Here is a 24,920-nt window from a genome sequence, read left to right as displayed (position 1 = left end):
ATAGATTATGTTAATTAGATTATGGAAATATTTATGTGGGTATGTTATTATAGAAGTGTATGGATTTTCAATTGAAAGATTTATGAATCTTGCAACTCATAAGGGTATTTATCTATGGGATCTTAAAAGAGATGGTAGCAAATTGCAGATGGCTATCAGTATTAAAGGATTTAAGATGTTAAAGCCTTGTGCAAGAAAAACCCGTTGTAGAATTAAAGTAGTTAAAAAAATCGGTCTACCTTTTCTCTTTCACCATTATAGAAAAAGGCGAGTATTTCTTTTTGGTTTTTTACTTACTTTAGTCATCTTATGGGTTTTATCATCATTCATCTGGACCATTGAAGTTGAAGGAAATCGACATTTAAGCATGCACCAAATTAAAGGTATTCTTGAGGCTGAAGGTTGTAAAATTGGGCAACTTAAGTATAAAATTGATCCCGATGAAGTTGAAGATCATATTTTAGAGAACTATTCAGGAATTTCATGGATATCTATGGAAATTCGAGGTACAGGTTTATTTGTTAACATAGAAGAGACTGTTGAAACACCTGAAATCGTGGAAAAGGAATTGCCTTCGACCAATATAGTTGCAGATAAGGACTGCCTCATTCAATATATTGTTACACGTTCTGGTAGACCACTTGTCAAAAAGGGTGACGTGATTCAGAAGGGTGATTTACTGGTTACTGGTGAGCTTGAGATATTAAATGATGATCAAACATTTCGGTATTCTTATGTGAATGCAGATGCTGATATTATTGGGAGAGTTTATTACATTATTAATGATTCTCTAAAATGGGATTACATACAAAAGAATTACACAGGAAAAAAGAAAAAAGAATTGATTTTTAAAATGGGTCAATTGAAATTAAATTTCTCAAATCCATTTAAAACATTTGAGGAATATGATTATACTACAGAGGTATCAGACTTTTATTTTCTTAATTATAAACTGCCTTTTGAAATCCATAATCGTACTTGTAATGAATATGTTCCAGAGACATTAACATACTCAGAAGAAGAAGCTAAAGAAATCATAGATAGGCGAGTAAACAGACTAATTGAAGAAACCTTTAATGAAGAGGTTGAGATAATCAACCAAGAAATCGTATATACTAATAAAGAAAATGCAATTGATTGTGAAGTCAGAATTACAGTACTAGAAACCATTGGAGAAGTTGAGGCAATAAAGGAGAGGAAAGAAGAATGGACACAGGAAGAGGAAACTCAATCATAATACCAGAGCAATATATGACAAATATATTTGGTAATGTTGATGAAAATATAAAAGCAATAGAAAAGGGCTTAGATGTCACAATCACTAATCGCGGTGATGAAGTTAAAGTAACTGGTAGTGAAGCACAAGTTGACAAAGCTGTTAGGGTAATCAATCAACTTGCTGAAATAGCATCTAAAGGTGATGATATATCCTTACAGCATGTCAATTACTTAACAACCTTAGTACATGAGGATAAGGAAAAAAAGGTTAAAGAACTGTATAAAGATGTGGTTGCAGTTACTAAGCAAGGCAAACAAATTCGTGCAAAAACCTTAGGGCAACAAAAGTACATTGATCTAATACGGAAGAATATGGTTGTCTTTGGAATTGGACCTGCAGGAACAGGTAAGACATATTTAGCTATGGCCATGGCTATCACAGCTTTTAAGAATAATGAAGTCAATCGTATCATTTTAACCCGTCCAGCCATTGAAGCTGGAGAAAAATTAGGGTTTTTACCTGGTGATCTACAGAGTAAAGTTGACCCTTATTTAAGACCACTTTACGACGCTCTTTATGAAATTATGGGTGCAGAAACTTTTATGAAGAATATGGAACGTGGTACCATAGAAGTTGCACCACTAGCATATATGCGTGGACGTACACTGGACAACTCTTTTATTGTCTTGGATGAAGCACAAAATACTACGCCGGCGCAAATGAAAATGTTCTTAACCCGTATTGGATTTGGTTCTAAAGCTGTTATAACAGGTGACGTAACTCAGGTAGACTTAGGAGAAGGTAAACGTTCTGGTCTTAAAGAGTCTAGTAAAATATTAAAAAATGTCGAGGGGATCGGCTTTGCTAATCTTACCAATAAAGATGTTGTAAGACATCCATTAGTACAAAGAATTGTAAATGCATATGATAAATATGAAAGTAAAAAGAGTAATACTCATAAGCATCATAAAAATGATAATCGTAAAAAGAAATGAGGTTAGACAATGACATTGTATATAGAAAACGAAACTGATTTTGATATGGATCAAATTGAAGTTCAGATTAGAAAAGTAATGGATACGGTTTTAGACATTGAAAACGTACCCCGCAATGTGGAAATCAGTTTAACCTATGTAAGTACTGACGATATACAAGTCATTAATAAAGAACATCGTCAGAAAGATACACCAACAGATGTTTTATCATTTCCAATGGTCACCTTTGTGGATGGTCAATTGGACTATGATGGATCAAGAAACCCAGAAACAGATGAAATCATTCTGGGTGATATCATCATTTCTCTTGAAAAGGCTAAAGAGCAATCTGAAACATATGGTCATTCTTTTACTAGAGAAGTATGTTTTCTAGTTGCTCACAGTATGCTTCATTTATTAGGTTACGATCACTTAACTGAAGATGAGGAGCAGACTATGATAACAAAACAGAAAGAAGTTATGAGTAAAGTTGGTATAGAAAGATGAAAAGTCGTAATACTTTAGACAGCTTCAACTATGCGCTTCAAGGAATAGTTGAAGCTGTTAAACGAGAAAGAAATTTAAAGATACACCTTATTGCAGAAGTCATCGTACTTCTTCTTTGTTTTATTTTTAAGGTAACTGTAATGGAATTCATTATTATTTTAATAATATCTGCTATGGTGATAACAGCAGAGTTGATTAATACATCTATCGAGGCAGTTATCGACTTAGTTTGTGGGGAGCGATATAACCCGTTAGCAAAGCTGGCTAAAGATGTCGCTGCTGGCGCAGTGTTTATTACTGCAATCACAGCATCCATCGTGGGGCTCTTTATTTTTTATGATGAATTTGATAACATTCTTCAAAAGAAAGATGAAGTCATAGGATTTTTACCCACCGAGTTAGCGGTTATTAGCTTAGGAATCGTTTTTATCCTAACAATATTGTTTAAAATTAAGAGGGGGAGAACATCATCACTGTTTAGTGGAGGTTTTCCAAGTGGACATAGTGCTATTGCCTTTGCAGCTGCAACGATTGTTCTTTTTTTAGCAGCAAACACAGCTGTTATTCTTTTAGGATATTTATTGGCCTTTATGGTTGCACAGAGTCGATGTGAAGGCAAAATTCATACTCTTTACGAAGTAATAGCAGGAGGTATATTTGGCGTCCTTTGTGTCATTGTGCTTTATCAATTATTTATTTTTTAAATCAATCAATCAGACAAAAAACTTATTCGATGAGGAGGACCAAGATGAGATACAAAACTATATCGATCATAATGCTAATTTTATGCCTAACACTAGTTGGCTGTAATGGTGATGCAGAGGTTGTTGAGTCTGTTAATTTAATAGAAGAAGAATTAACAATAGGATTGGAAGAAAGCAATCCAGTTGATATGAACCAAGAAAGTGATGAACAAAGTGAAGAGGTTCAGGAAGAAGTTGACAGTGAAGATGTAGTTGAAGAAGAGGAAGAAGTGCTCCCAGAAGGAATGGCTGTTAATCCTCTAACTGGATTACCTGTAAGGGAGGAAGCCATTGAACATCGTCCAGTAGCTGTTACTATCAATAATTTGTACTCTGCTTTACCTCAAAGCGGTATATCACAAGCAGATATCATTTATGAGACTTTGGCTGAAGGTGGTATAACTCGTCTAATTTCTGTTTTTCAGGATATTGAAAGCGTAGAAAAACTTGGTCCAGTACGAAGTGCTAGAAGGTACTTTTTAGATTTTGCATTGGATCAAGATGCTATATATGTTCACTATGGAGAGGATCCGGCTATTATGAACGTTCATGCTCAATTAGGCGTTGCAAACCTTAACGGATTATCTTATTTGGATACGATTATGTGCTGGCGAGATAACAGTCGAGTAGCACCTCATAATGTCTACACAAATGGCGAAAAAATTATGGCTGCTTGGGAGACGGTGGGGTATCGTAAAGAGAAAAAGGAAGATCACGATATGGCCTTTGATTTTAATGAAGGTGATGAAGTTTTCCAGGGAACGGGACAAGCTTTAAAAGTATCTATTCCATATTCTTATTATATTACTGGTGAATTTGTCTATAATGAAGAAGAAGAGGTTTATAAACGTTATCATTTCAATGAAGAACATATAGATGCCAATACTGGTGAGATCTTAACAACTAAGAATATTATTTTGCAGTACACCAACATTTACCAAAGACCAGGCGATACTGAAGGCCGCTTGGATATGGATTCTATTGGTAATGGTAAAGGTGTTTACATATCAGATGGTATGAAGAAAGAGATTACTTGGGAAAAAACTGGACAATACGATCCAACACAATATTATGATGAAAATGGTAATCGACTAAAGATTAATAAAGGGAACACGTGGATTTGTGTTTTACCTCTTGGGACAGAGGTTTCCTTTGAGTAACATAGGAAAACTAGGAGGTCATTATGAAGGAACGACAGAATAAGGGTAGCAATTTAGTTAAGCAAGGAGCAATATTAGCAATTGCTGGTATAATAACAAAATTTATAGGGTTTATATTTAAGATACCTTTACAAGATATAATAGGTAACGAAGGATATGCATATTATAATCAAGGGTTTAGTATATATAATGTATTATTAATTGTCTCAGCATATGGTGTTCCTATGGCTTTATCAAAGATCATTTCAGAGAAAAATGCCTTAGGAAAATATGATGAAGCAGATCAAGTTTTAAAAGTTACGTCATTCTTAACCATCGTTTTATCATTTGTTACTAGCCTATTTATGTGGTTTGGAGCAGATTATATTGCACTAATTTTTAATACACCTGAAGTAGCCAATACTTTAAGAGCGCTGTCACCAACATTAGCTCTTATGCCTTTCTTATTTATTATGCGGGGGTATTTTCAAGGGCACCATACTATGGTTCCAACAGCTATATCACAGATTATTGAGCAAATTCTTAATGCACTCGGTGGTTTATTTTTAGCCTATTTATTAGTAGACATGAGTGTTGATTTAGGAGCAGCAGGAGCAACTCTAGGTACAACATTAGGAGCATTTTTTGCTATTGTTTTTCTTGCGTATTTATTTTTTAATTATAGGAAAAAAGAAAAGAAGCATAAAGCTAATAGTACAAAATCTCAGTTATCGAATAAAGAAATACTAAAGGAAATACTCTATGTGATAGTACCTATAACAATCGTAGCGGCATTAAGTAGTATTGTTAATCTGTTAGACACAGCAATGTTTCCATGGGGAATGGCTTATCATGGTGCCGAAAACATTAAAGAAATATGGGGATTATATACAGGGAAGTTTATGCTTTTAACTAATTTCCCTATTGCTATAGCTACTGCTTTATCTGCAGCTACTATACCGAGTATCGCTGCTTCCATGGTTAGAAAAGACTTTAATATAGCTAAGATTAAGATGAACAAAGTAATAAAAATTATCACAATTATTGCGTTACCAGCTGCTGTAGGATTAACGGTATTAGCTGAACCTATTCTTTTAACCGTATATGGAAGTGGTGATTTTGAACCAGGTCAATTAGCAATAGCTACTAATTATTTTAGAATTGGTTCATCTATTGTATATTTCTTCTCCATATTTCAAATTACTAATGCAGTATTACAAGGAATGCATCAGGTTAAAGAACCGGTTAAAAATATGCTCATAGCTGGGTCAATAAAAATAATATTAAATATTGTTTTTCTTTTTGGAATGGGTTTAAGTGCAGAAGGTTTAATATACTCTTCAATCGTCTTTTCCATCTTGTTGACAGTATTAAATATTCGCTCTATCTATCGTTTTTCTGATGTACGATTTAACTGGAGTCATTTGTTAATAAAACCGATTATATCATGTGTTGTTATGGGGATTCTCAGCTGGTTAGCATATAGAGGTGCTATGGCATTAACAAGTTCAGTAAGTATTTCTAGTCTCATAGGTATTGGAATAGGTGCTGGATCATACTTTGTAGTTTTACTACTTATTAAGGGAATAAACCGTGAAGAATTGACATTAATACCATATGGTGATAAGTTGGCTGACATTTTAAAAATAAAGTAAAGAATAGAACATGGAAAACTAAGTCATATGAGTGGACTTAGTTTTTTACGTTAACTAGAAAGTGTAAGCTTTGATTAAAGGTTTCCCTAATGTATAAATAAGGCAAAATTTGTTGATAATATTACCAAAGACTCATTAGGAGGATTTTGGTGATGAAAACCAGAAAGAGAAGAAGTGGATTATATATATATTTAGTTTTGCTGTTATGCATCATTATTTTCGCATTATGCTTTATGCTTTTTTATAATTATGGATTAAAGAATGCCAGGCCAGAGGATGAAAATCTACCCCTTCCAAAAACAGCTGTAGAAAGTAAGGAAGATCCTATTGAAGATCCAGTAGTTATTAATTCAGAACCTCATGTAGATGATCGTGAACAGTATGAAGAAGTTACTACAGATTATGATCGCGTAAAATCGTCAACGGAAATCATTTTCCGAACTTACTATACGTTGGATAATAGTCAAAAAGAAGAAAGTGTCCCACCAACCTTTGATATGATAGGTATGACTAAGGAACAAGTGGAAGCTAAATTCCCAGATTGGCAGATGATTGTGTTTACAAGTCAAAAAATTGTCTTTGAACGAGTTGAGAATGATACCAATAAAGAGGAAGAAAAATATATTATCAAGAATATCAACGGCTATATTGGCGTGTTAAATTTAGATGGCACAGTAAGGGAAACTACAAGTACGCCTGTTAGTACATTACCACCAGAAGAGCAGGAAAAATTAAATAAAGGTATGACAGTTAATAAAGAAAAAATGATTAAATTATTACAAGATTATACAAGTTAGATTTTGAAAAATTTCTTATAGTACAGCACATGATTAAGTAATCAATCATGTGCTGTACTTATGTCTAACCAAGCTTAGTCTTAAATTCTTACTAGTTCTACTCTGTATTAATTTATAGTGGTATGTTATAGGAGAGTATGTTAATATTATTAGTGTTTGATGTGTACCTGTTAGGGAGGTAAAAGATTATGATTAGATTACAACAAGTTAAATTACCTATTGATCATACAGTAGAAGATTTAGAGAATAAGATTAGAAAGTTACTTCGAATAAATAAACAAACTGACATGCGATATAAGATTTATCGCAGATCTTTAGATGCAAGGAAAAAAGATCAATTGAGCTATGTTTATCATATAGATGTGTATGTATCTAATGAAGAATACTATCAAAAGAAAAAGATTAAGAACTTAGTGGTACTTAAAGAACAATTTTATGAACTGTTAATAGAAGGAACAGAGAAGTTAAAGCATGCCCCAGTTGTTATTGGTGCAGGTCCATCGGGTCTGCTGAATGCATTAACGTTAGCACAGTTAGGTTACTGCCCAATACTGATTGAAAGAGGTAAGGACGTTGATGAGCGTGTAAAAGATGTACAATTATTCTGGCAACATGGGGTACTCAACACGCGCTCTAATGTGCAATATGGAGAAGGGGGAGCAGGTACCTTTTCTGATGGGAAGTTAAATACACTCGTAAAGGATAAAAATAAAAGAGGACGTAAGGTTCTTGAAGAATTCGTTAAGCATGGTGCTCCTGAAGAAATCCTATATGTGAATAAACCTCATATAGGTACTGACCTCTTAAGAGATGTTGTTAAAAACATAAGAGAAGAAATCATAGCTCTAGGAGGACAAGTTCGTTTTAATAGTCAGATGACCGATATGATCATAGAGGGTAATCGTATAAAAGGTATTATTATCAACGAAGAGGAAGTGTTAGCTACAGAGCATCTGATTATAGGAATTGGTCACAGTGCTAGAGATACCTTTCAAATGATGAAAGATAGAGGGGTTATGATGGAAGCAAAGTCCTTCGCCATTGGAGTACGTATTGAACATCCACAGGAAATGATTGATAAAGTTCAATACGGCATCTATGCTAATCATCCTCGCTTAGGAGCAGCAGATTACAAACTTAAACATCAATGCTCAAATGGGCGAGGTGTATACAGTTTTTGTATGTGTCCTGGTGGCGAAGTCGTAGGATCGGCTTCTGAGGAGAAAACAGTGGTTACTAACGGTATGAGTTATTATAAGCGAGATCTTGTGAATGCAAATAGCGCTCTGTTAGTTACTATAACACCACATGATTTTCCTTCAAAGGACCCTTTAGCAGGTGTTGAATTTCAAAGGATTTGGGAGAAGAAAGCTTTTATGGCAGGAGGAGAATCCTACAAAGCCCCAATTCAGTTAGTGGGAGATTTAATGAAAGATCAAGCATCTTCAACTCTTGGCGATGTTAATCCCAGTTTTTCAAATGGAGTAACTCTAACTCATCTCAATACTTGTCTACCAGAATATGTTCTGGATAGTCTAAAAGAGGGGATAACTGCCTTTGATAAAAAAATCGCGGGATATGGAAGATATGACGCTGTTCTGACAGGTGTGGAATCAAGGAGTTCATCACCTATAAGAATCCTCAGAGATGAAAGTTTTCAAAGTAATATTCTTGGGCTTTATCCCATGGGAGAAGGAGCAGGATATGCTGGTGGGATCATGTCAGCAGCTATGGATGGTATAAAAATAGCAGAGTATATTGCGAAGAATTATTGTCCATAATGTTGGACATGGAATCATGTTTAAAGCTTAACTTATTAAATATGGGAACATATTGAAGGGAGTAGTCTATGAGTAAAGTTATTGTTGTAGGCGGAGGAGCATCGGGATTAATGGCGGCAATTATTGCAGCTCGAGAAGGGGCTTCTGTTGTACTTCTTGAAAAACTATCTCGTGTTGGCAAAAAGATTTTGGCAACAGGGAATGGGCGTTGTAATATTAGTAATCGATTTGCAGATAGCCAGTATTACCATGGGAAGAATAAAAAGTTTATATTGAGTGCGTTCAATCAATTTACAGTAGATAAGACTATCAATTTTTTTGAAGAAATCGGAGTCCATATAAAAGAAGAGAGTAGCGGTAAGCTTTATCCCTATTCAGATCAAGCATCATCTGTTCTAGATTTACTTCGGTATGAGTTAGGTCGCCTTCAAATTGAAGAAATATGTGATGCAGAGGTAACTAAAATTAATAGGAATAAAAAGGGATTTAAAATATCAACGAAAGATAATAAGACCTTTTATAGTGATAAAGTTATCGTAGCAGTTGGCGGCAAGGCAGCTCCAAACCTAGGTACAAATGGTGCTTATGATTTGGTCGAAAGGCTTGGCCACCATAAGACTAATATTTTTCCTGCTTTGGTACAGATACGATTAGAAGCAGATTTTCTAAAAGCTTTGAAAGGTGTTAAATTAATTGGTTGTTGTAGAGTCCTTTCAAATGGCAAGTGTCTACGAGAAGAACAAGGAGAAATTTTATTTACAGACTACGGTATATCAGGTCCACCAATTCTTCAATTAAGTCGAAAAGTTGGAGAGAGTATAGATAAGAAGGAGTCTACTCATTTATCTGTTGATATGATTCCTGAATATACCCATGAGGAGTTAAGAGATTTACTCTTATTTAGGTATCACAATATGCCAAACAAAACAGTAGAAGAAAGTTTACAAGGTCTTATGAATAAACGTCTATGTCGTGTATTGGTCAAAGTTGCTAACATTGATTTACAAAAAAAATGTAGTGAGCTTTCAAAAAAGGAAAGAGAAAGACTTATAAAAGTTATTAAAGAACTGACTCTAAAAGCAACAGGTACTCAATCTTGGATGAATGCTCAAGTAACGGCTGGCGGAATATTAACTAACGAGGTTAACCCATCTACACTGGAATCAAAATATGTTAAAGGACTTTATTTAACAGGCGAGATATTAGATATTGATGGAGATTGCGGTGGTTTTAATCTACAATGGGCTTGGTCAAGTGGCTATGTCGCAGGACTTAATGCTGCTAGATAAACTACTTGTTAACTGGAATAGGAGAGAATCCCGATAAAGGATTCTCTCCTATTAAAATTGTGGTAAATTATCTAAGTTATTATCTGTAGTTTCATCTGGTATTGAGCGGAGATATCTTGACCCTGATTTGCTAGGTCGTACTTCGACACCGTCAATTAAACCATTTTCAGCTAGTTGAATAGCTGATGTTTTGTCAAGAACTTTTCCGTCATCAAACATTACTTCTTGGATTGTACCTTGACCATCTCTTTTAACATGGGTGATACGCATAATATACCTCCTTAAAATCTACTGTATACACATTAGTAGTATGACCTGTATTACTTCTAATCATGCATAAGTTAATGCCTATTCTAGCACGAAAAATTACTTTTGTAGTTGCAATTATAATGCAGATAGGGTATATTTATATAAATGCTTTAGCGTGCTAAAGGGAAAGAGGGATTAGAAATGGAAAGTATTCGAAAGGATCTTGCTTTATGTAATAGGATTGTTGTAAAGATTGGTTCTTCATCATTAACTCATGAAACTGGGAAAATGAATTTAAATAAGATAGATCAATTGGCAAGACAACTAGTGGATTTAAAAAATCGGGGAAAAGATATAGTACTAGTGTCATCAGGAGCTATAGCGGCTGGTAGAAGCTACTTAGATTTAAAGAAACCAGATAATTTACCAGAGAAACAAGCTATAGCTGCAGTTGGGCAAGCTGTCTTGATGCAAATGTATAAACAATGTTTTTCAGATTATAATCAGAGTGTTGGTCAAATACTTTTAACAAAGGATGCTTTTGAATGTCCTGAACGTACAGAGAATGCAAAAAACACCTTTGAAGCACTATTTGAAATGGGGGTTATACCCATTGTCAATGAAAATGATACGGTTGCCACGTATGAAATAGAGTTTGGTGATAATGATACATTGTCTGCCATTGTTTCAAAATTAGTAGGTGCAGACTTATTAATCCTGCTTTCAGATATTGATGGATTATACTCAGATGATCCGAGAGCTAACTCAGATGCAGAATTTATTGACTGTGTTGAATCCATTGATGAACATATCTGGTCCATTGCTGGCGGGTCAGGTTCTGACTTCGGTACAGGTGGTATGTATACTAAAATAAATGCTGCCAAGATTGCTACTGATAATGGTATTAAGATGATTATTGCAAATGCTTGTGACATGAAAGTACTTCATGAGATTATGAAGGGGGAGAAGATAGGAACACTTTTCATTTAAGTAATTAAGGAGCCAGCATACCTATTCATGTGCTAGCTCCTTACACGTTATTTATTTAATAATTCCTCTACATTTTTGATGCCAATTTTACATTTAACTTTAATTATCTCTACATTCCTAGACTGACTTATCTCAGTTATTTCATAGATATTTTGATCTAACTTAATGACTAACTCAGAGGTATCATCTCCAGTAACCTGACGTAATTCAGTCCATAGGGTTGTTAAGTCAACAATATCTTGATTCATCCGTGTCCAATCGCTACTATGAGCACTTGCCTCAATATCTTGAAAAAGGTATTTCATGTAAATCAACTGAGCCTCATCCGATTCATTAATAATATAATAAAAGTCTGCTAAGTGTTTAGTTAATTGTACTGCAGCTGCATAAGCATACGCATCTGTTTCATCAAATGTTATTTCTGGATATGTTTTGGCTAACACTTCTTCAGGTAATATAATTTTATTCAACTGTTGATAACGGTTTTCTTCCTTGAGGCTACTGTTTTGGTAAGACAGTTTATTTTTATCCATCATCTCCATATCATTTTTATCATTACTTTGATTCTCTGAGGTCTTTTCATTGGAATCTGAAGGATTTTCATTTTGCATATTCTCTTGCATTTGAATAATCTCTTTTTCACTTGTAATACTATCTAAGTAAATGAGCGCTTTTGTAGCCTCAATTTCAGCTTCTCTTTTTTTACTCTCAGTAGAATAAGAGAATATAATCTCTGAAACTGCATTTAAGTCTTTTGAAAATGACGTTGACATATCATCAGTTAAGCCTGAAATATAAATATAAGGATAGAGTTGATCCCAGGTTTCATGGATGGTTAGAACAATATCTGCTGCTTTAATATAATCTTTCTTTTCAATATTACTTAGTAAGTCACTGATTTCCACAGAAAGGTCATTCAAGGAAATAAGAGAATTGTATGAAGTTAATGAAATCAATTCTTTTTGCTTATCTTGTTGACAACTTGTACTAAATAATACTAAAATAAATAATAAACAAAAAATCAATATTTTTTTTAGCCTCATATGAACACCTCTTTAAAAGTAGTATTTCTAAAAATAACTAAAAAATGTATCATATTAGATAATGATTAAGTCTTCAGGTTTAATCTAATTATCTAGAACTTGAGGCGAAGTAAATCATTAGGAGGAACATGTAATGGAACAAAAAAAGATAGACCGTATCAATGAACTTTATAAAAAGCAAAAAGCTGAAGGTCTGACTGAAAGCGAAAAGGAGGAACAAAAAACACTTCGTCAAGAATACATTGGACTTATCAGAAAAAACTTTAAGTCTACAATGAATACAGTAAAAATTCAAGACGAAGAAGGTAATGTCCGCTCACTTAAACAATGAGGTGATTAAATGAAAATTTGTACACGATGCGGTAAACAGTATAATGAAGAATTAGCATCATGCCCTCATTGTGGGCTAGGTGATCAACTTGGCACATACCGCATTAAAAATGAAACAAAAAGTACTTTTACATCATCAAACATTAAAGAAAAAATTGTACCTAAAAATCAAGACTTCACTACTGTAAGTAATCAATGGAAGGTTTTCTGTACATGTATAATTTGCTTAATACCTTTCGTAGGGCAGATCATAGGATTGATGACAGGGGTTTATTATATAAAGCAGAGGGATTGTGATACTAGGCAATTTGGTAAATCAATAATTGTCTTAAGCTTAGTGTTGTTACTCGTGACAATATGTTTTGCAATAATTTTTGGTATTGTCTATAATCAGGTTCTTGATGATATTCAATATTTTTACCAACAGATTCAGTGAGCATAAATAGGCTTCTTTTGGAAGCCTATTCTTATCTTATAGGAAAGTCCAATAATTCAATCAATTTAACAGAATCCTTTAATTGATGTCAGGTAACTTTCCTAACGCATAAACTTCCGTATAGGAAGACGTAGCGTAGCTACTTTTATTTTTACATTCTTCTAAGGAGATGACCATATGGATTATGACATGTTAAGAAGCTTGAGTAAAAAGAAAAGAAAAGATCTTCATCCTATGAATCGTGAAGCTTTTAATGAATTAATTTTTAAAAAATTGCTACTATTGCTTGAGTATAGAGAAATAGATAGTTTATTTTCTTATGTATCTCTTCCAGAAGAAGTGGATACAAAACCCATTTTGAATTACGCTTTCCAAAAAGGGATTACCGTGGCGGTACCTAGAGTAATTGATAAGGGAATTATGTCATTCTTCCGCATTAATAACTTCAATGATCTTGAAGAAGGAAATTTTAAGGTTCTAGAACCTGTTTTAGGATTAGAGGAAATACGACCAACAAATAGTTCGGTTATCATTGTTCCAGGTGTTGCTTTTGATCATAACCTAAGTCGTATAGGTTATGGTGGTGGCTATTATGATCGTTATTTAGGTCAATTTAGTACAACTAAGATAGCTCTAGCTTATAGTTGCCAGTTAGTTGATCCTATTGAGATACGAGAACATGATGTAGCCATGGATTATATTATAACTGAAGAAAAAATCATTTCTAAATAATTTAAATATTGAATCCGAATTATTCACAATAATTCATCTACGTTATACACTGCTTTTGAACCTTTAAACACCTTAGAATCCAAAATCAGCACATATCGTTAATATTTATTATGAATCATTCGGGTTGAAGTAAAATCTATATATGAGGAGGAAATCCAATGAAGGAATTATTATTGAAAGGGAGATTGGCAAAGGAAATAAGCAGCCAAATTGGTTATCTAAGTACCGACTTAAAAAACAAAGTTCTTATGGAGGCAGGGAATTTACTGGAACTTTATTATAAGGAAATATTGGAGGAGAATAGTAAGGATGTTGCATTAGCTAAAGAAAAGGGTATTAAGTCATCATTGATTGATCGCTTACAACTTTCAGAAGAAAGAATAAAAAGTATAGCAGAAGGGTTAAGAAAGATCATTCGATTAGATGACCCTGTCAATGAGGTTATTTGGATGAAAAAAAGACCTAATGGCTTAAGAATAGGGCAAAAGAGAGTACCCATAGGGGTTATCGGCATGATTTATGAGTCACGCCCAAACGTTACAGTTGACACTTTTGGTCTTTGCTTTAAAACAGGAAATGCTATTCTTTTACGCGGTGGCTCTGATGCTATCAATTCCAATAAAGCTCTCGTTAGACTATTACAACTAGCATTAACTAATAATGGTCTCCCAAAGGAAGCAGTTCAGTTACTAGAAGATACAAGCAGAGAAACAGCCTTAGAAATGATGAAAATGAATGATTATTTAGATTTATTAATTCCTCGTGGAGGAGCTGGACTAATTCAGACAGTCATTCAAAACTCAACGGTACCTGTTATCGAAACAGGAGTAGGTAATTGTCACATATTTGTCGATGAATCCGCAGATATATCTAACGCATTAGATATCATAATGAATGCAAAAACACAACGTCCTGGTGTTTGCAATGCCTGTGAAAGTGTTGTCATCCATAAAAACATAGCTAAAGAATTTATTACTGTGCTGTACGAAAGTATTAAAGAACAAGTTGAATGTCGTGGGGATGAGCAAGCAAGAGCTATCGTAAAGGAGTTAATACCTGCAACAGAAGAAGATTGGGGTATGGAATATTTAGATTATATTTTATCCATTAAAGTTGTTGATGGTATAGATGAAGCGATTCACCATATTAATTTGTACAATACAAAGCATTCTGAATCGATTATCACCGAAAACTATACCAATGCCGAACGCTTTTTGGAAGAAATTGATGCAGCAGCAGTTTATGTTAACGCGTCAACTAGATTTACAGATGGAGAAATGTTTGGATTTGGAGCTGAAATAGGTATATCCACTCAAAAACTTCATGCTAGAGGACCAATGGGATTAAAAGAACTAACATCTACAAAATATATCATCTATGGTAATGGGCAAATAAGGAACTAAAGAGCTAATCTACATCCAACTTTGTATTATGATATGCAAAGTCCAAATTATTCACATAATTAGGGCAAAGAATAGGCTATTTAAGTAAATACTAATGGAAACTTGTCAAGAAACTTGTTTTGCTATATAATAATTAAGAACAAATGTTCTAGGGAGTTGGATAAATGATTACGTATATAAATGGAACGTTAATGACAGTTGGTGAAGATCATATCGTTATTGATGTGAATCAAATTGGCTATAGTATTCAAGTTGCCTCGTCGACTATATTTAATCTACCAAATATAGGACAAAAGGTTTTGGTTTATACATATTTGCAGATTAAAGAAGATGGTGCACACTTATATGGTTTCTTGACAAATGAAGAGTTAGAGCTTTTTAAGAAGTTAATTACGGTTAATGGAATTGGACCAAAAGGTGGTTTGGCCATACTATCTACAATAACCCCCAGCGATCTATATGTTGCTATTGTCACAGAAGATATTAAAGCAATTAGTAAAGCGCCTGGAGTGGGTAAGAAAACAGCTGGGCGTATTATACTTGATCTTAAAGACAAAATCAAAACAGAAGAGCTTCTATTTTCACCAAGTAAAGTAGGCGAAAACATGACTATTGGTGAACCTAATTACGATTCTAATGAAGCTATTAGTGCACTTACAGCTTTAGGTTATAGTAAGGCAGAAGCTGTTAAAGCTGTGACATTAGTTGGTCAGAAAGATCACGTAGAAGAAGTCATAAAAGAAGCATTGAAAAAGTTGGCTTCTATTTAATGAAGGTGTGAAAGATATGGAAAATAGGTTAATAGACGTTAACTTGGTGGATGATGAGCAAGATATTGAAAGATCTTTACGTCCTCAGTACTTAGATCAATATATCGGTCAATCTAAAGTGAAAGAAATACTGTCTGTTTTTATTCGAGCAGCCAAACTTAGAAAAGAAGCTTTAGATCATGTATTACTCTATGGTCCACCTGGTCTGGGGAAGACAACATTAGCAACAATCATTTCCAATGAAATGGGTGTTAACATTAAAGTAACTACAGGGCCAGCAATTGAAAAGCCAGGAGATATGGCAGCCATTCTTAATAATTTAAATGAAGGCGATATCTTATTTATTGATGAGATACACCGTTTAAATCGACAGGTGGAAGAAATCTTATATCCAGCAATGGAAGATTATTGTATCGATATTGTTATTGGTAAAGGACCAAGTGCTAAATCCATACGATTAGATTTACCCCGTTTTACTTTAATTGGAGCGACGACCAGGGCAGGGCTCTTATCGTCACCCTTAAGAGATCGATTTGGTGTTATACAACGTTTAGAATTTTATGCTACAGAGGAGTTATCTCAGATTGTTAAACGGTCTACATCAGTACTTGGAACTGAGATTGATGAAGAAGCAGCTATTGAGATTGGGAAACGTTCAAGAGGTACGCCGCGTCTAGCCAATCGCTTATTAAAGCGAGTACGCGATTATGCGCAAGTCATGTTTGATGGTAAAATAACAGAAGACATAGCTAATCTGGCTTTAGATGCCATGGAAGTAGACAAAGCAGGGCTTGATCAAGTAGATAGAAAAATTATGATGACAATTATCGAACATTATAGTGGAGGTCCTGTTGGTCTCGATACACTAGCAGCTACCATTGGTGAAGATGCTGGAACAGTTGAAGATGTGAATGAACCTTATCTAATACAATTAGGGTTTGTGCAACGAACTGCACGAGGTAGGGTCATAACCAATAGTGGTTATAAACATTTTGGCATTAAGAAAAGTGAGGATTAATTTCTATCCTCACTTATTTTCTTTGATATAACATCAAATAATTTACTTAGATCAGGTGTATCTATCTCATCTAGCTCTTCTTTAATAATTTTTTTCAATAGTATCTCTTTTATCTCATAGTCATCGACAATATCCTTACTAAATTTAGTATCTTTCATTCCTAATACTCCTTAACCAGTTGTATATAATCTTGTAACTGTTTACGTAGCATTTCATCTAAGCCAGCAATTTTATATTTCACAATCTCTACATTCATATCCAGTTTATTAGCGATTTCACTATAAGACATTTCATCATAAAAATAATGAATAAAGATTTCTTTTGTCTCAGTATCTACATTGGATAGAACAGAGCGTATGTTTCCTTCATATTCATCGGCATATAGTAAGCCTTCATTAAGGTGAGAATTTGCAATAACTTTACGTGATGATATTTTATCGCCTTGTAAATGGTTTTTAGAAATATTAGTTGCTGTATTTAAAAGTTTTAATTTAACTTCTTTATCATTATCACTATTGATTTCCTTTAAATCATTATAGGCTATTATAAAAGTTTCAGATACTATTTTTTCAGTTAGATCTGAGTCTTCACATAGAAAAAAGACTACCTTGTAAATATCTTTACTGTACTTATCAAATAATTGTTTTAGTTTTTCTTTATCATGATGCATGGTATAACCCCTTTCTATAGGTATAAAAGAAAATTATACTTAAAATCTATTATACATAATACTTGGAAGAAAAACAATACATCATTTTTTACTTGGCTATAAAAGTTATCGGTGTTATATACAATAGTTTATATAAGTTGACATACTATTGTGTAAAAATATTGATTTATAGTAAAAAATATTATAAAATATAAAAGAATTATTATTAGAAAACCTATATAGAAACTAAAATGAAATAAAAAACATAACAAAAATTAATTTATTTATGCTATAATAAAAATTAATTAGGTTAATTATGAATACTTATAAAAGGGGCAACTTGCATGAATGATAAAAATAAGATCGAAGTGTTAATTGGTGGAAAGGTGTATACTTTAGTTGGTGAAGAATCAGCTGAATATATGCAAAGGCTTGCCTTGTACATAGATAACAAGATGGACGAGTTATTAAAATCTGAGGCATCTCGAAAATTGAGTACGAATTTAATTGCTATATTGACTTCAATTAATGTTGCAGACGATTTGTTTAAACTTCAACAAGAAATTGATTTACTTAAAGATCAGCTAAAGAAATTTGAATTAGATGAGATTAAAAGTCAGAAGAGCAATGAAGCATATCTGAATGAAATAACTGATTTACAAAATAAAATTGTGCAAACGAGCGAGAAAGAAAAAATCTATATAGATGAAGCAAAAGACTTTAAGAATAAAATAAATGAATTGTTATCCCAATTAGAAAGTACAAAAGAAGTACAAGAAAGTGAAGAAAAGAAATTCCAAGATCAGATTTACCAACTTCAAGAAGAGGTTAACAGTTATAAAGAAGAACTTGGTAAGATGCAAGAAGAAAATCTTGAGTATGAAAAACTCTTAGACGAGTGTCAATTAGAGCTTATTCAATATAAAAATGAATTAAATCAGTATAAACATGGATAGAATTTAACTAAGCACACGTCTCGTGTGCTTAGATTATTTTGAAGTAGAAAGAGTGTGTTAATCGATGAATCAACCTGAATTATTATCGCCTGCCGGATCATTAGAAGCACTTTATGCTGCAATAAAGAGTGGCTGTAATGCTGTATATTTTGGCGGAAAGAATTTTAGCGCTAGAAGTTATGCAAGTAATTTTTCGATTGCAGAAATTGAGGAAGCAGTATCTTATGCAAAACCAAGAGGTGTGAAATGTTATGTAACATTAAATACATTAATAAAAGAAAGTGAAATGGAAGATGTATATGCGTATTTGAAAGAAATCTATCATATAGGTGTTGATGCATGCATTATTCAAGATGTTGGTCTTGCTAGACTCATTAAGACATACTTTCCAAACATGGAGATACACGGTAGTACTCAAATGTCAGTTCATAGTATAGAGGGTGTACGCTATCTTAAAAAAATAGGTTTTAGTAGAGTGGTGCTATCCCGAGAATTGACTATTAAGGAAATCAATAAGATCGTTAAAGAAACTGATATAGAGATAGAATGTTTTATACACGGAGCTTTATGCTATAGTTATTCAGGTCAATGTTTAATGAGTAGCTTTATTGGTGGTAGAAGTGGTAATCGTGGAAAATGTGCTCAACCTTGTCGGTTATCTTATAATATGGAGAAAGATCATGAGAATATCTACAAGAAGAATAAGTACTTAATGAGTCTAAAAGATATGAATACTTTAGAAATTATACCTCAACTTTTAGATGCTGGGATCCACTCCTTTAAAATCGAAGGGCGTATGAAAAGAGTTGAATACGTTGCAGGTGTTACATCTATCTATAGAAAATATATGGAGCAATATTTTGCTACAGGTCGTGTGACAATTGAAGGTGAAGATCAAGAAAATATTACACAGTTATTTAATCGTGGTGGCTTTTCAAAAGGTTATTATGAGTCAAAAAAAGATATGATATTTGATAAAAATCCTAAAAATGCAGGTGTGAAAATTGGTGATGTAGCAGCCGTCAGAGGCAATAGAATTACACTACAATTTGATAAAGACATACACAAAGGTGATGGTATTGAAATATTAACAAACCGGCAGCCGCACCCAGGGTTTCAGCTAAAGCAAGATGTTAAAAAAGGCCAATCTTTTACAGTAACATTAGAGGGATCTATTCGTAAAGGTCAATCTGTTTATCGAACAAAAGATCATCGGTTATTAAAGAATATTCAAGAGACTATCAAGAAGAGTTCTCGGAAGACACAGGTAAATGCTAGAGTTATAGCTACGGAGGGACAGGCTTTTCGAATACATTTCTTTAATGAGGATTATGAAGTAGTGGCTGATGGCGATATAGTAGAAGCCGCTAAGGGGAGTCCAGTGACTGAGGAACGACTCATCAAACAAGTAAAAAAATTAGGTAATACTGCATACGAAATAAAGGACCTAGATATGAATATGGATCAAGGGATTTTTGTATCCATAGCTATGGTGAATGACTGTAGAAGAAGAGCAATTGCTTTAATGGATGAAAAAATCATGGCTCATGAAGAAGATCATGCTATTCAATCCTACAAACCTGTTGGGCATAAAGAAGTATGTGATACGAAAGAATTGACAGTATTAGTACAAAATAAGCAGCAATTCAAAGTCGCATTAGAACATGAAGCTGTTAAGCGCATTTATGTAGAAGAAATAACTTTTACTACTGAAGAAATAAGAGAATTATTAGATATGCCTCGTAATGGTAAAGATATATATATTGCACTACCTTATATTAGTCGCAATAAGGTCTATGGTAGATTAGCTATTTTGGATGAACTGATGGCAGATGGTTACTTAATCCGTACTTATGGTCAAATGCAATGGGTAAAAAAGAACTCTTCAAAGAAATATATCGTTGATTATACTTTGAACTTGATGAATAATTATGCCCTTATCCATTGGAAAGAGGAGAATATCGAAGCAATGACACTATCTACAGAACTAAGTTATAATGAAATACTTCAACTTAGAGAGAATCACACATTGGAATATTTTGGTTATGGTAATCTGCCTATGATGATGACTGAACAATGTCTTATTAAAGACTCTGACCAATGTAAGATGAATTCAGAGAAATCCTTTAGATTAGTGGACCGTAAGAATAATAAGTTTAAAATTTTAAGAAACTGTAGAGACTGTAACAGTTTAATCTATAATATCCATCCAATTTGCTTACTAAAGAATAGCGATCAGATGATGAAGTTACCAGTGAATAGTATTCGACTTAGTTTCACTGATGAATCTGATGACTTAATGATGAAAGTTATCAAGGGTTACCAAGATGCTTTAACGAAAAGAAAAGTAGACCCAGTTTTACTGGATATTATTGAGCAGAAAGGTTTCACAAGGGGACACTATTTAAGAGGTGTTGAATAATATGAATATTTTTTTTGATGCGCTTGTAGCTATTAGCCGCTATTTATTTCCCATATTGATTCTATTCACATTGATTCTAGTTGTAATCGATTTAAAGAGAGAAGAGAAAAGTAGAAAAAGCGTTATTTGGCAACAATTGTGCATCATATTATATACACTTTTGGGTCTTTTAATCCTTTATGTTAATAGCAGAAATAATAATTCAAATATCAAGGAGACTTTCATAGGACAGATTTTTATGTATTATGTTCCTTATTTATTGGTTGTTTTTTTTGTCATGGACTTAAAATTGAAAAAGATAAACCATAGTTTATTAAATCTGTGTATTCTACTCTTATCAACTGGAATTATTTTTTTAGCTCGTTTAGATTATATGCTGGCTTATCAACAAGTCATTTGGATTATCATATCAAGTTTTGCTTTAATTGTATGTATACTTTTTTTAAGGATTCCCTTGAAATTTCATAGGTTTAGTATTCTTTATGGTATAGCTGGCGTAGTTATGCTAGTGTTACCTTTTTATTTTGGCGAAGATATACTTGGTGCAACTAACTGGGTTGTCATTGGCGATTTTACTTTCCAACCTTCGGAATTTGTTAAAATAATATTGATTTTCTTTTTAGCTTCAACCTATCGGAAAGTCATTACTATGAGAAAATTCATGATTGGAAGTATTGTTTCGGGATGCTTTGTTCTTGTACTTGTTTTACAGAATGATCTTGGTGGGGCCTTGATTTATATGATGATTTATCTTTTCATGACTTATCTCTATTTGGAAAAGGATATCTTTTTAATAGGAGGATTAAGTGCTGTTTCCCTATGTGCATACCTATCGTATATGTTATTTGGGCATGTACAAGTTAGGGTAGAAGCATGGATGAATCCTTGGGAAAATATTTCAACAAGTGGGTATCAGATAGCTCAATCCCTTTTTGCAATTTCTGAAGGAGGTTGGTTTGGTACAGGGTTAACCTTAGGTATGCCTGGATACATACCTATAGTAACAACGGATTTTATATACGCTGCTATTAGTGAGGAAATGGGACTTATTGTTGCCATCGAAATAATCTGCATATATTTGTTGATATTCTATTGTATTACACATGCACCATCAAAAAGAAAATTTGATCAATTAATTAGTTATGGAATAGCTATAGCCATTATGTTTCAAGTATTTCTGATTATTGGTGGGGTTATTAAATTTATACCGGTGACAGGTGTTACCCTCCCACTTGTAAGTTATGGAGGCAGTTCGATACTTGCTTCCCTGATTATGATAGCCGTTATAGAAAGTATCTATTTAAAAGGTGAGATTAATGAGCACGAAACCACAAAACAAAATTAAAGCTATATTCTATTTATTGTTTTTAGCACTTATTATCTATTTGATTTATATCGTAATGGAAGTAGATATTGAAGCAGGTGAAAACCAATATAATCCTCGTTTATCCATACGAGAGGATGAAATGATCAGAGGTAGTATCTTGGACAAGGACGGAATTGTTTTGGCAATGAGTACTGAGATTGGTGAACGTTATTATCCTCAAAATCAAGAGTTTTTCCATGTTGTTGGGTATAATGCTCCAATTAAAACAGGTCTTGAGTCATCAGCTAATAGGTACCTTGTTCCAAGCAAAAGTATATTTGATGATATTCGTGATAAACTAAATAATAGTACACCAAGAGGTTATGATGTTGTGGCAACATTGGATATTCAACTCCAACAATTAGCTTATGAAGCATTAGGAAGTTATAACGGAGCAGTTTTAATCATTGAACCTACTACTGGCAAGATTCTTACCATGGTTTCAAAACCATCTCCAAATCCTAATGAAGTACTTAATGGATGGACGGAGCTCAATGATAGTGATAATTCACCATTACTTAATAGAACAACACAAGGATTATATCCACCAGGCTCGACATTCAAAATAATCCCTGCTTTAGCCATGATCAAAGATAACAGCTGGCAAAGTTATACGTATACATGTGAAGGATTTGACGTATTTAACCATGATCGAATTGCTTGTTTCGATGAAAAGGCTCACGGTTTAGAAAATACGCTTCATGCTTTTACTGTTTCATGTAATACCTTTTTTGCTCATGTGGGTAATAGTTTGGGAGCTGAAAAACTACTTGAAGTCAGTGAGCAACTTATGTTTAACCAACCTTTAGATTTACCTTTTGTCACAAGTATAAGTACAGTTGGGTACTCCTCTGGTATGTCGGGAGAAGAGTTGGCAGAAACATCTATAGGACAAGGAAAAAACTTGGTTACTCCTTTGCAAATGGCTATAATCACTTGTGGGATAGCAAATGGTGGAATAGTATACACGCCTTATGTAATAGACTATGTAGTAGATAGAAATAATATTAATAAAGATGACGATGATAAGATTGTAGAAAAGTTTACTCCTTCAATCTATAAAACCATTATGACACCTGAAGAAGCTATTGCTTTACAGGAACTCCTCAGAAGTGTAGTTGTTGAAGGAACAGGGCAAAAAGTTGATATTGGTGATGAGAATATCAAAATATATGGTAAGACTGGAACAGCTCAAAATGAAACACCAAATGATCATTCGTGGTTTATCGGTTACTCAGAATCTGGAGATTCAGACATTGTAATAACAGTAATCGTTGAAGAAGGTGGAAATTCGTCGAGTACTGCCATACCTATTGCTCATCAATTATTTGATGCTTACTATCATTAGACTGCTCTTGGAGAGCGATGTGCCGACATGCTTTCTTATTAATACGGAATGCATTACTTTCAGGATTACAGTTGAAAATTCATAATAAAAGAGGTATACTATTGAAAGATTAGCAAATAAGAAATAAGGTTTAATGTTGAATCTTATACAGTAAATTACAGTTAACAGGAGGCAAAATATGATAGAAGCGACAAGTTGTGGAGGGGTGGTAATCTATCACGGTAAGATACTCCTTTTATATAAAAATTATAAACACCGATATTTTGGTTGGGTTTTGCCTAAAGGAACTGTTGAACCTGGTGAGGATTTTAGTCAGACAGCAATTAGAGAAGTAAAAGAGGAAGCTGGAGCAGATGCAAAAATTATAAAGTATATAGGTAAAAGTCAATACTCGTTTCAAGGTAGTAATGATGTAATCGTAAAAAATGTGCATTGGTATCTAATGAAATCTGATAGTTTTTATTGCAAGCCTCAGAGAGAAGAATACTTCATGGATGCAGGTTATTATAAATTCCATGAAGCCTATCATTTGCTAAAATTTAATGATGAACGACAAATCATGGAAAAGGCTTATAAAGAGTATATGAGCATGCGTAAAAGCTATATGTGGAAGTATAAAAAATGAATAGACAAGATATTTTTTTCAAAAGGTATGATATCTCAAAGGAGATTACATACCTTTTCTCATTTTAAATCTTTAGGATAGAAGGTGCAATTATGCAGTTTAAGAAAATTCAATTGTTTCCTGTTATCACTAATCAAGAACAGAGCGTTCTGTTGAAATTAGAAGACTTTATTTTAGGTATCATTGATGAAGAAATTGTAAAATTCTTTAGTCAAATTTCTCTAAGTATGAATGGACTTACTGCTATCAAACATGGTATCCAACTAGAGGAAATTGCAAATGAATTATGGCAACAAGTTTTTGGTGAAATTAATGAGTACCTCATACAAGAAGGAGTCTTTCAAAAACCTAAATATAAAAAAGGAGAAGGCAGATACTTGCAGTGTATTTATTTTGAATAGTATAGAGAAAATTTTTGAATGAAATATGACATTAAGTTGTCATATTTTATTTGTTATAGTATTTTTATAGTTATTAGT

General features: G+C 33.5%; 26 protein-coding genes. 22 read left to right on the top strand and 4 right to left on the bottom strand.

Annotated features, from left to right (window positions below):
* Nucleotides 1-7 precede the first annotated feature (7 nt).
* The 9 genes from yqfD to C1Y58_RS10155 all read left to right on the top strand — a co-directional run bounded on the left by yqfD (nucleotide 8) and on the right by C1Y58_RS10155 (nucleotide 10,104).
* The gene (gene yqfD, locus C1Y58_RS10195; protein WP_105615937.1) at nucleotides 8-1,237 is read left to right on the top strand and encodes a sporulation protein YqfD; all 1,230 of its coding nucleotides are present in this window, start codon (nucleotides 8-10) and stop codon (nucleotides 1,235-1,237) included.
* Nucleotides 1,207-2,214 carry a PhoH family protein gene (locus C1Y58_RS10190; protein WP_105615936.1) on the top strand — a complete coding sequence of 336 codons (1,008 nt, stop codon included), beginning with the start codon at nucleotides 1,207-1,209 and terminating at the stop codon, nucleotides 2,212-2,214. The genes yqfD and C1Y58_RS10190 overlap by 31 nt, the downstream gene beginning before the upstream one ends.
* Before the next feature lie 9 nt (nucleotides 2,215-2,223).
* On the top strand, nucleotides 2,224-2,700 hold the full coding sequence (gene ybeY / locus C1Y58_RS10185) for an rRNA maturation RNase YbeY (protein ID WP_105615935.1): 477 nt from the start codon (nucleotides 2,224-2,226) through the stop codon (nucleotides 2,698-2,700).
* Nucleotides 2,697-3,404: a diacylglycerol kinase gene (locus C1Y58_RS10180; RefSeq protein ID WP_105615934.1), complete on the top strand. Its 708-nt coding sequence runs from the start codon at nucleotides 2,697-2,699 to the stop codon at nucleotides 3,402-3,404. Before ybeY ends, C1Y58_RS10180 begins: the two co-directional genes overlap by 4 nt.
* A gap of 44 nt (nucleotides 3,405-3,448) precedes the next feature.
* Nucleotides 3,449-4,603, top strand: coding sequence for a DUF3048 domain-containing protein (locus C1Y58_RS10175; protein WP_170311568.1), 1,155 nt, complete (start codon nucleotides 3,449-3,451; stop codon nucleotides 4,601-4,603).
* 23 nt (nucleotides 4,604-4,626) lie between these two features.
* The gene (locus tag C1Y58_RS10170; RefSeq protein WP_105615932.1) at nucleotides 4,627-6,237 is read left to right on the top strand and encodes a putative polysaccharide biosynthesis protein; all 1,611 of its coding nucleotides are present in this window, start codon (nucleotides 4,627-4,629) and stop codon (nucleotides 6,235-6,237) included.
* 152 nt (nucleotides 6,238-6,389) lie between these two features.
* A complete protein-coding gene (locus C1Y58_RS10165; RefSeq protein ID WP_105615931.1) occupies nucleotides 6,390-7,034 on the top strand; it encodes a hypothetical protein in 645 nt (214 codons plus the stop codon).
* Nucleotides 7,035-7,222: 188 nt separating this feature from the next.
* The gene (locus C1Y58_RS10160) at nucleotides 7,223-8,815 is read left to right on the top strand and encodes an NAD(P)/FAD-dependent oxidoreductase (RefSeq protein WP_105615930.1); all 1,593 of its coding nucleotides are present in this window, start codon (nucleotides 7,223-7,225) and stop codon (nucleotides 8,813-8,815) included.
* A gap of 68 nt (nucleotides 8,816-8,883) precedes the next feature.
* Nucleotides 8,884-10,104, top strand: coding sequence for a BaiN/RdsA family NAD(P)/FAD-dependent oxidoreductase (locus tag C1Y58_RS10155; RefSeq protein ID WP_105615929.1), 1,221 nt, complete (start codon nucleotides 8,884-8,886; stop codon nucleotides 10,102-10,104).
* 51 nt (nucleotides 10,105-10,155) lie between these two features.
* Here the strand turns inward: C1Y58_RS10155 and C1Y58_RS10150 are convergent, their stop codons facing one another.
* On the bottom strand, nucleotides 10,156-10,374 hold the full coding sequence (locus C1Y58_RS10150; RefSeq protein WP_242985377.1) for a DUF3892 domain-containing protein: 219 nt from the start codon (nucleotides 10,372-10,374) through the stop codon (nucleotides 10,156-10,158).
* 180 nt (nucleotides 10,375-10,554) lie between these two features.
* On the opposite strand from C1Y58_RS10150, the gene proB reads away from it, so the two are divergent.
* A complete protein-coding gene (gene proB, locus C1Y58_RS10145) occupies nucleotides 10,555-11,343 on the top strand; it encodes a glutamate 5-kinase (protein WP_105615927.1) in 789 nt (262 codons plus the stop codon).
* Nucleotides 11,344-11,390: 47 nt separating this feature from the next.
* Here the strand turns inward: proB and C1Y58_RS10140 are convergent, their stop codons facing one another.
* Nucleotides 11,391-12,386 (bottom strand): hypothetical protein, encoded by a 996-nt coding sequence (locus C1Y58_RS10140; RefSeq protein ID WP_105615926.1) that lies wholly within the window; start codon nucleotides 12,384-12,386, stop codon nucleotides 11,391-11,393.
* Between the two features lie 133 nt (nucleotides 12,387-12,519).
* Between C1Y58_RS10140 and C1Y58_RS10135 the strand changes: the two genes are divergently transcribed.
* The 6 genes from C1Y58_RS10135 (at nucleotide 12,520) to ruvB (ending at nucleotide 17,075) form a co-directional block, all read left to right on the top strand.
* On the top strand, nucleotides 12,520-12,717 hold the full coding sequence (locus C1Y58_RS10135) for a DUF896 domain-containing protein (RefSeq protein WP_105615925.1): 198 nt from the start codon (nucleotides 12,520-12,522) through the stop codon (nucleotides 12,715-12,717).
* A 9-nt stretch (nucleotides 12,718-12,726) separates the two neighbouring features.
* The gene (locus C1Y58_RS10130; protein ID WP_105615924.1) at nucleotides 12,727-13,152 is read left to right on the top strand and encodes a hypothetical protein; all 426 of its coding nucleotides are present in this window, start codon (nucleotides 12,727-12,729) and stop codon (nucleotides 13,150-13,152) included.
* Nucleotides 13,153-13,329: 177 nt separating this feature from the next.
* Entirely contained in the window at nucleotides 13,330-13,884 is a 555-nt protein-coding gene (locus C1Y58_RS10125; protein ID WP_105615923.1) for a 5-formyltetrahydrofolate cyclo-ligase, read from the top strand.
* 158 nt (nucleotides 13,885-14,042) lie between these two features.
* Complete coding sequence (locus tag C1Y58_RS10120) at nucleotides 14,043-15,287, top strand: glutamate-5-semialdehyde dehydrogenase (protein WP_105615922.1); 1,245 nt, start codon at nucleotides 14,043-14,045, stop codon at nucleotides 15,285-15,287.
* Between the two features lie 164 nt (nucleotides 15,288-15,451).
* Nucleotides 15,452-16,057 (top strand): Holliday junction branch migration protein RuvA, encoded by a 606-nt coding sequence (gene ruvA / locus C1Y58_RS10115; protein ID WP_105615921.1) that lies wholly within the window; start codon nucleotides 15,452-15,454, stop codon nucleotides 16,055-16,057.
* 16 nt (nucleotides 16,058-16,073) lie between these two features.
* A complete protein-coding gene (gene ruvB / locus C1Y58_RS10110; protein WP_105615920.1) occupies nucleotides 16,074-17,075 on the top strand; it encodes a Holliday junction branch migration DNA helicase RuvB in 1,002 nt (333 codons plus the stop codon).
* On the opposite strand, the gene C1Y58_RS26415 is transcribed toward ruvB, so the two are convergent.
* A complete protein-coding gene (locus tag C1Y58_RS26415) occupies nucleotides 17,072-17,233 on the bottom strand; it encodes a hypothetical protein (protein ID WP_157950040.1) in 162 nt (53 codons plus the stop codon). The genes ruvB and C1Y58_RS26415 overlap by 4 nt on opposite strands.
* 2 nt (nucleotides 17,234-17,235) lie before the next feature.
* On the bottom strand, nucleotides 17,236-17,745 hold the full coding sequence (locus tag C1Y58_RS10105) for an RNA polymerase sigma factor (protein WP_105615919.1): 510 nt from the start codon (nucleotides 17,743-17,745) through the stop codon (nucleotides 17,236-17,238).
* 323 nt (nucleotides 17,746-18,068) lie between these two features.
* Between C1Y58_RS10105 and zapA the strand changes: the two genes are divergently transcribed.
* The 6 genes from zapA (at nucleotide 18,069) to C1Y58_RS10075 (ending at nucleotide 24,842) form a co-directional block, all read left to right on the top strand.
* A complete protein-coding gene (gene zapA / locus C1Y58_RS10100) occupies nucleotides 18,069-18,680 on the top strand; it encodes a cell division protein ZapA (protein WP_105615918.1) in 612 nt (203 codons plus the stop codon).
* A gap of 64 nt (nucleotides 18,681-18,744) precedes the next feature.
* A complete protein-coding gene (locus tag C1Y58_RS10095; protein ID WP_105615917.1) occupies nucleotides 18,745-21,102 on the top strand; it encodes a U32 family peptidase in 2,358 nt (785 codons plus the stop codon).
* A 1-nt stretch (nucleotide 21,103) separates the two neighbouring features.
* Nucleotides 21,104-22,447, top strand: coding sequence for an FtsW/RodA/SpoVE family cell cycle protein (locus tag C1Y58_RS10090; RefSeq protein WP_105615916.1), 1,344 nt, complete (start codon nucleotides 21,104-21,106; stop codon nucleotides 22,445-22,447).
* Nucleotides 22,419-23,816 carry a peptidoglycan D,D-transpeptidase FtsI family protein gene (locus C1Y58_RS10085; protein ID WP_105615915.1) on the top strand — a complete coding sequence of 466 codons (1,398 nt, stop codon included), beginning with the start codon at nucleotides 22,419-22,421 and terminating at the stop codon, nucleotides 23,814-23,816. Before C1Y58_RS10090 ends, C1Y58_RS10085 begins: the two co-directional genes overlap by 29 nt.
* A 178-nt stretch (nucleotides 23,817-23,994) precedes the next feature.
* A complete protein-coding gene (locus C1Y58_RS10080; RefSeq protein ID WP_105615914.1) occupies nucleotides 23,995-24,441 on the top strand; it encodes an NUDIX hydrolase in 447 nt (148 codons plus the stop codon).
* A gap of 92 nt (nucleotides 24,442-24,533) precedes the next feature.
* Nucleotides 24,534-24,842, top strand: a complete 309-nt coding sequence (locus C1Y58_RS10075) for a hypothetical protein (protein WP_105615913.1) — start codon at nucleotides 24,534-24,536, stop codon at nucleotides 24,840-24,842.
* The last annotated feature ends 78 nt before the right edge of the window (nucleotides 24,843-24,920 follow it).

Source organism: Vallitalea okinawensis (assembly GCF_002964605.1).
Taxonomy (GTDB): domain Bacteria; phylum Bacillota; class Clostridia; order Lachnospirales; family PQDH01; genus Vallitalea_A; species Vallitalea_A okinawensis.
Note: the sequence above shows the minus strand (reverse complement) of the source record. Positions and strands in the feature narration are given on the sequence as shown.

Excerpts from the sequence above, each read along its gene's own strand:
- yqfD (WP_105615937.1), top strand. The coding sequence starts at position 8 with ATGTTAATTAGATTATGGAAATATTTATGTGGGTATGTTATTATAGAA.
- C1Y58_RS10190 (WP_105615936.1), top strand. The coding sequence starts at position 1,207 with ATGGACACAGGAAGAGGAAACTCAATCATAATACCAGAGCAATATATG.
- ybeY (WP_105615935.1), top strand. The coding sequence starts at position 2,224 with ATGACATTGTATATAGAAAACGAAACTGATTTTGATATGGATCAAATT.
- C1Y58_RS10180 (WP_105615934.1), top strand. The coding sequence starts at position 2,697 with ATGAAAAGTCGTAATACTTTAGACAGCTTCAACTATGCGCTTCAAGGA.
- C1Y58_RS10175 (WP_170311568.1), top strand. The coding sequence starts at position 3,449 with ATGAGATACAAAACTATATCGATCATAATGCTAATTTTATGCCTAACA.
- C1Y58_RS10170 (WP_105615932.1), top strand. The coding sequence starts at position 4,627 with ATGAAGGAACGACAGAATAAGGGTAGCAATTTAGTTAAGCAAGGAGCA.
- C1Y58_RS10165 (WP_105615931.1), top strand. The coding sequence starts at position 6,390 with ATGAAAACCAGAAAGAGAAGAAGTGGATTATATATATATTTAGTTTTG.
- C1Y58_RS10160 (WP_105615930.1), top strand. The coding sequence starts at position 7,223 with ATGATTAGATTACAACAAGTTAAATTACCTATTGATCATACAGTAGAA.
- C1Y58_RS10155 (WP_105615929.1), top strand. The coding sequence starts at position 8,884 with ATGAGTAAAGTTATTGTTGTAGGCGGAGGAGCATCGGGATTAATGGCG.
- C1Y58_RS10150 (WP_242985377.1), bottom strand. The coding sequence starts at position 10,374 with ATGCGTATCACCCATGTTAAAAGAGATGGTCAAGGTACAATCCAAGAA.
- proB (WP_105615927.1), top strand. The coding sequence starts at position 10,555 with ATGGAAAGTATTCGAAAGGATCTTGCTTTATGTAATAGGATTGTTGTA.
- C1Y58_RS10140 (WP_105615926.1), bottom strand. The coding sequence starts at position 12,386 with ATGAGGCTAAAAAAAATATTGATTTTTTGTTTATTATTTATTTTAGTA.
- C1Y58_RS10135 (WP_105615925.1), top strand. The coding sequence starts at position 12,520 with ATGGAACAAAAAAAGATAGACCGTATCAATGAACTTTATAAAAAGCAA.
- C1Y58_RS10130 (WP_105615924.1), top strand. The coding sequence starts at position 12,727 with ATGAAAATTTGTACACGATGCGGTAAACAGTATAATGAAGAATTAGCA.
- C1Y58_RS10125 (WP_105615923.1), top strand. The coding sequence starts at position 13,330 with ATGGATTATGACATGTTAAGAAGCTTGAGTAAAAAGAAAAGAAAAGAT.
- C1Y58_RS10120 (WP_105615922.1), top strand. The coding sequence starts at position 14,043 with ATGAAGGAATTATTATTGAAAGGGAGATTGGCAAAGGAAATAAGCAGC.
- ruvA (WP_105615921.1), top strand. The coding sequence starts at position 15,452 with ATGATTACGTATATAAATGGAACGTTAATGACAGTTGGTGAAGATCAT.
- ruvB (WP_105615920.1), top strand. The coding sequence starts at position 16,074 with ATGGAAAATAGGTTAATAGACGTTAACTTGGTGGATGATGAGCAAGAT.
- C1Y58_RS26415 (WP_157950040.1), bottom strand. The coding sequence starts at position 17,233 with ATGAAAGATACTAAATTTAGTAAGGATATTGTCGATGACTATGAGATA.
- C1Y58_RS10105 (WP_105615919.1), bottom strand. The coding sequence starts at position 17,745 with ATGCATCATGATAAAGAAAAACTAAAACAATTATTTGATAAGTACAGT.
- zapA (WP_105615918.1), top strand. The coding sequence starts at position 18,069 with ATGAATGATAAAAATAAGATCGAAGTGTTAATTGGTGGAAAGGTGTAT.
- C1Y58_RS10095 (WP_105615917.1), top strand. The coding sequence starts at position 18,745 with ATGAATCAACCTGAATTATTATCGCCTGCCGGATCATTAGAAGCACTT.
- C1Y58_RS10090 (WP_105615916.1), top strand. The coding sequence starts at position 21,104 with ATGAATATTTTTTTTGATGCGCTTGTAGCTATTAGCCGCTATTTATTT.
- C1Y58_RS10085 (WP_105615915.1), top strand. The coding sequence starts at position 22,419 with ATGAGCACGAAACCACAAAACAAAATTAAAGCTATATTCTATTTATTG.
- C1Y58_RS10080 (WP_105615914.1), top strand. The coding sequence starts at position 23,995 with ATGATAGAAGCGACAAGTTGTGGAGGGGTGGTAATCTATCACGGTAAG.
- C1Y58_RS10075 (WP_105615913.1), top strand. The coding sequence starts at position 24,534 with ATGCAGTTTAAGAAAATTCAATTGTTTCCTGTTATCACTAATCAAGAA.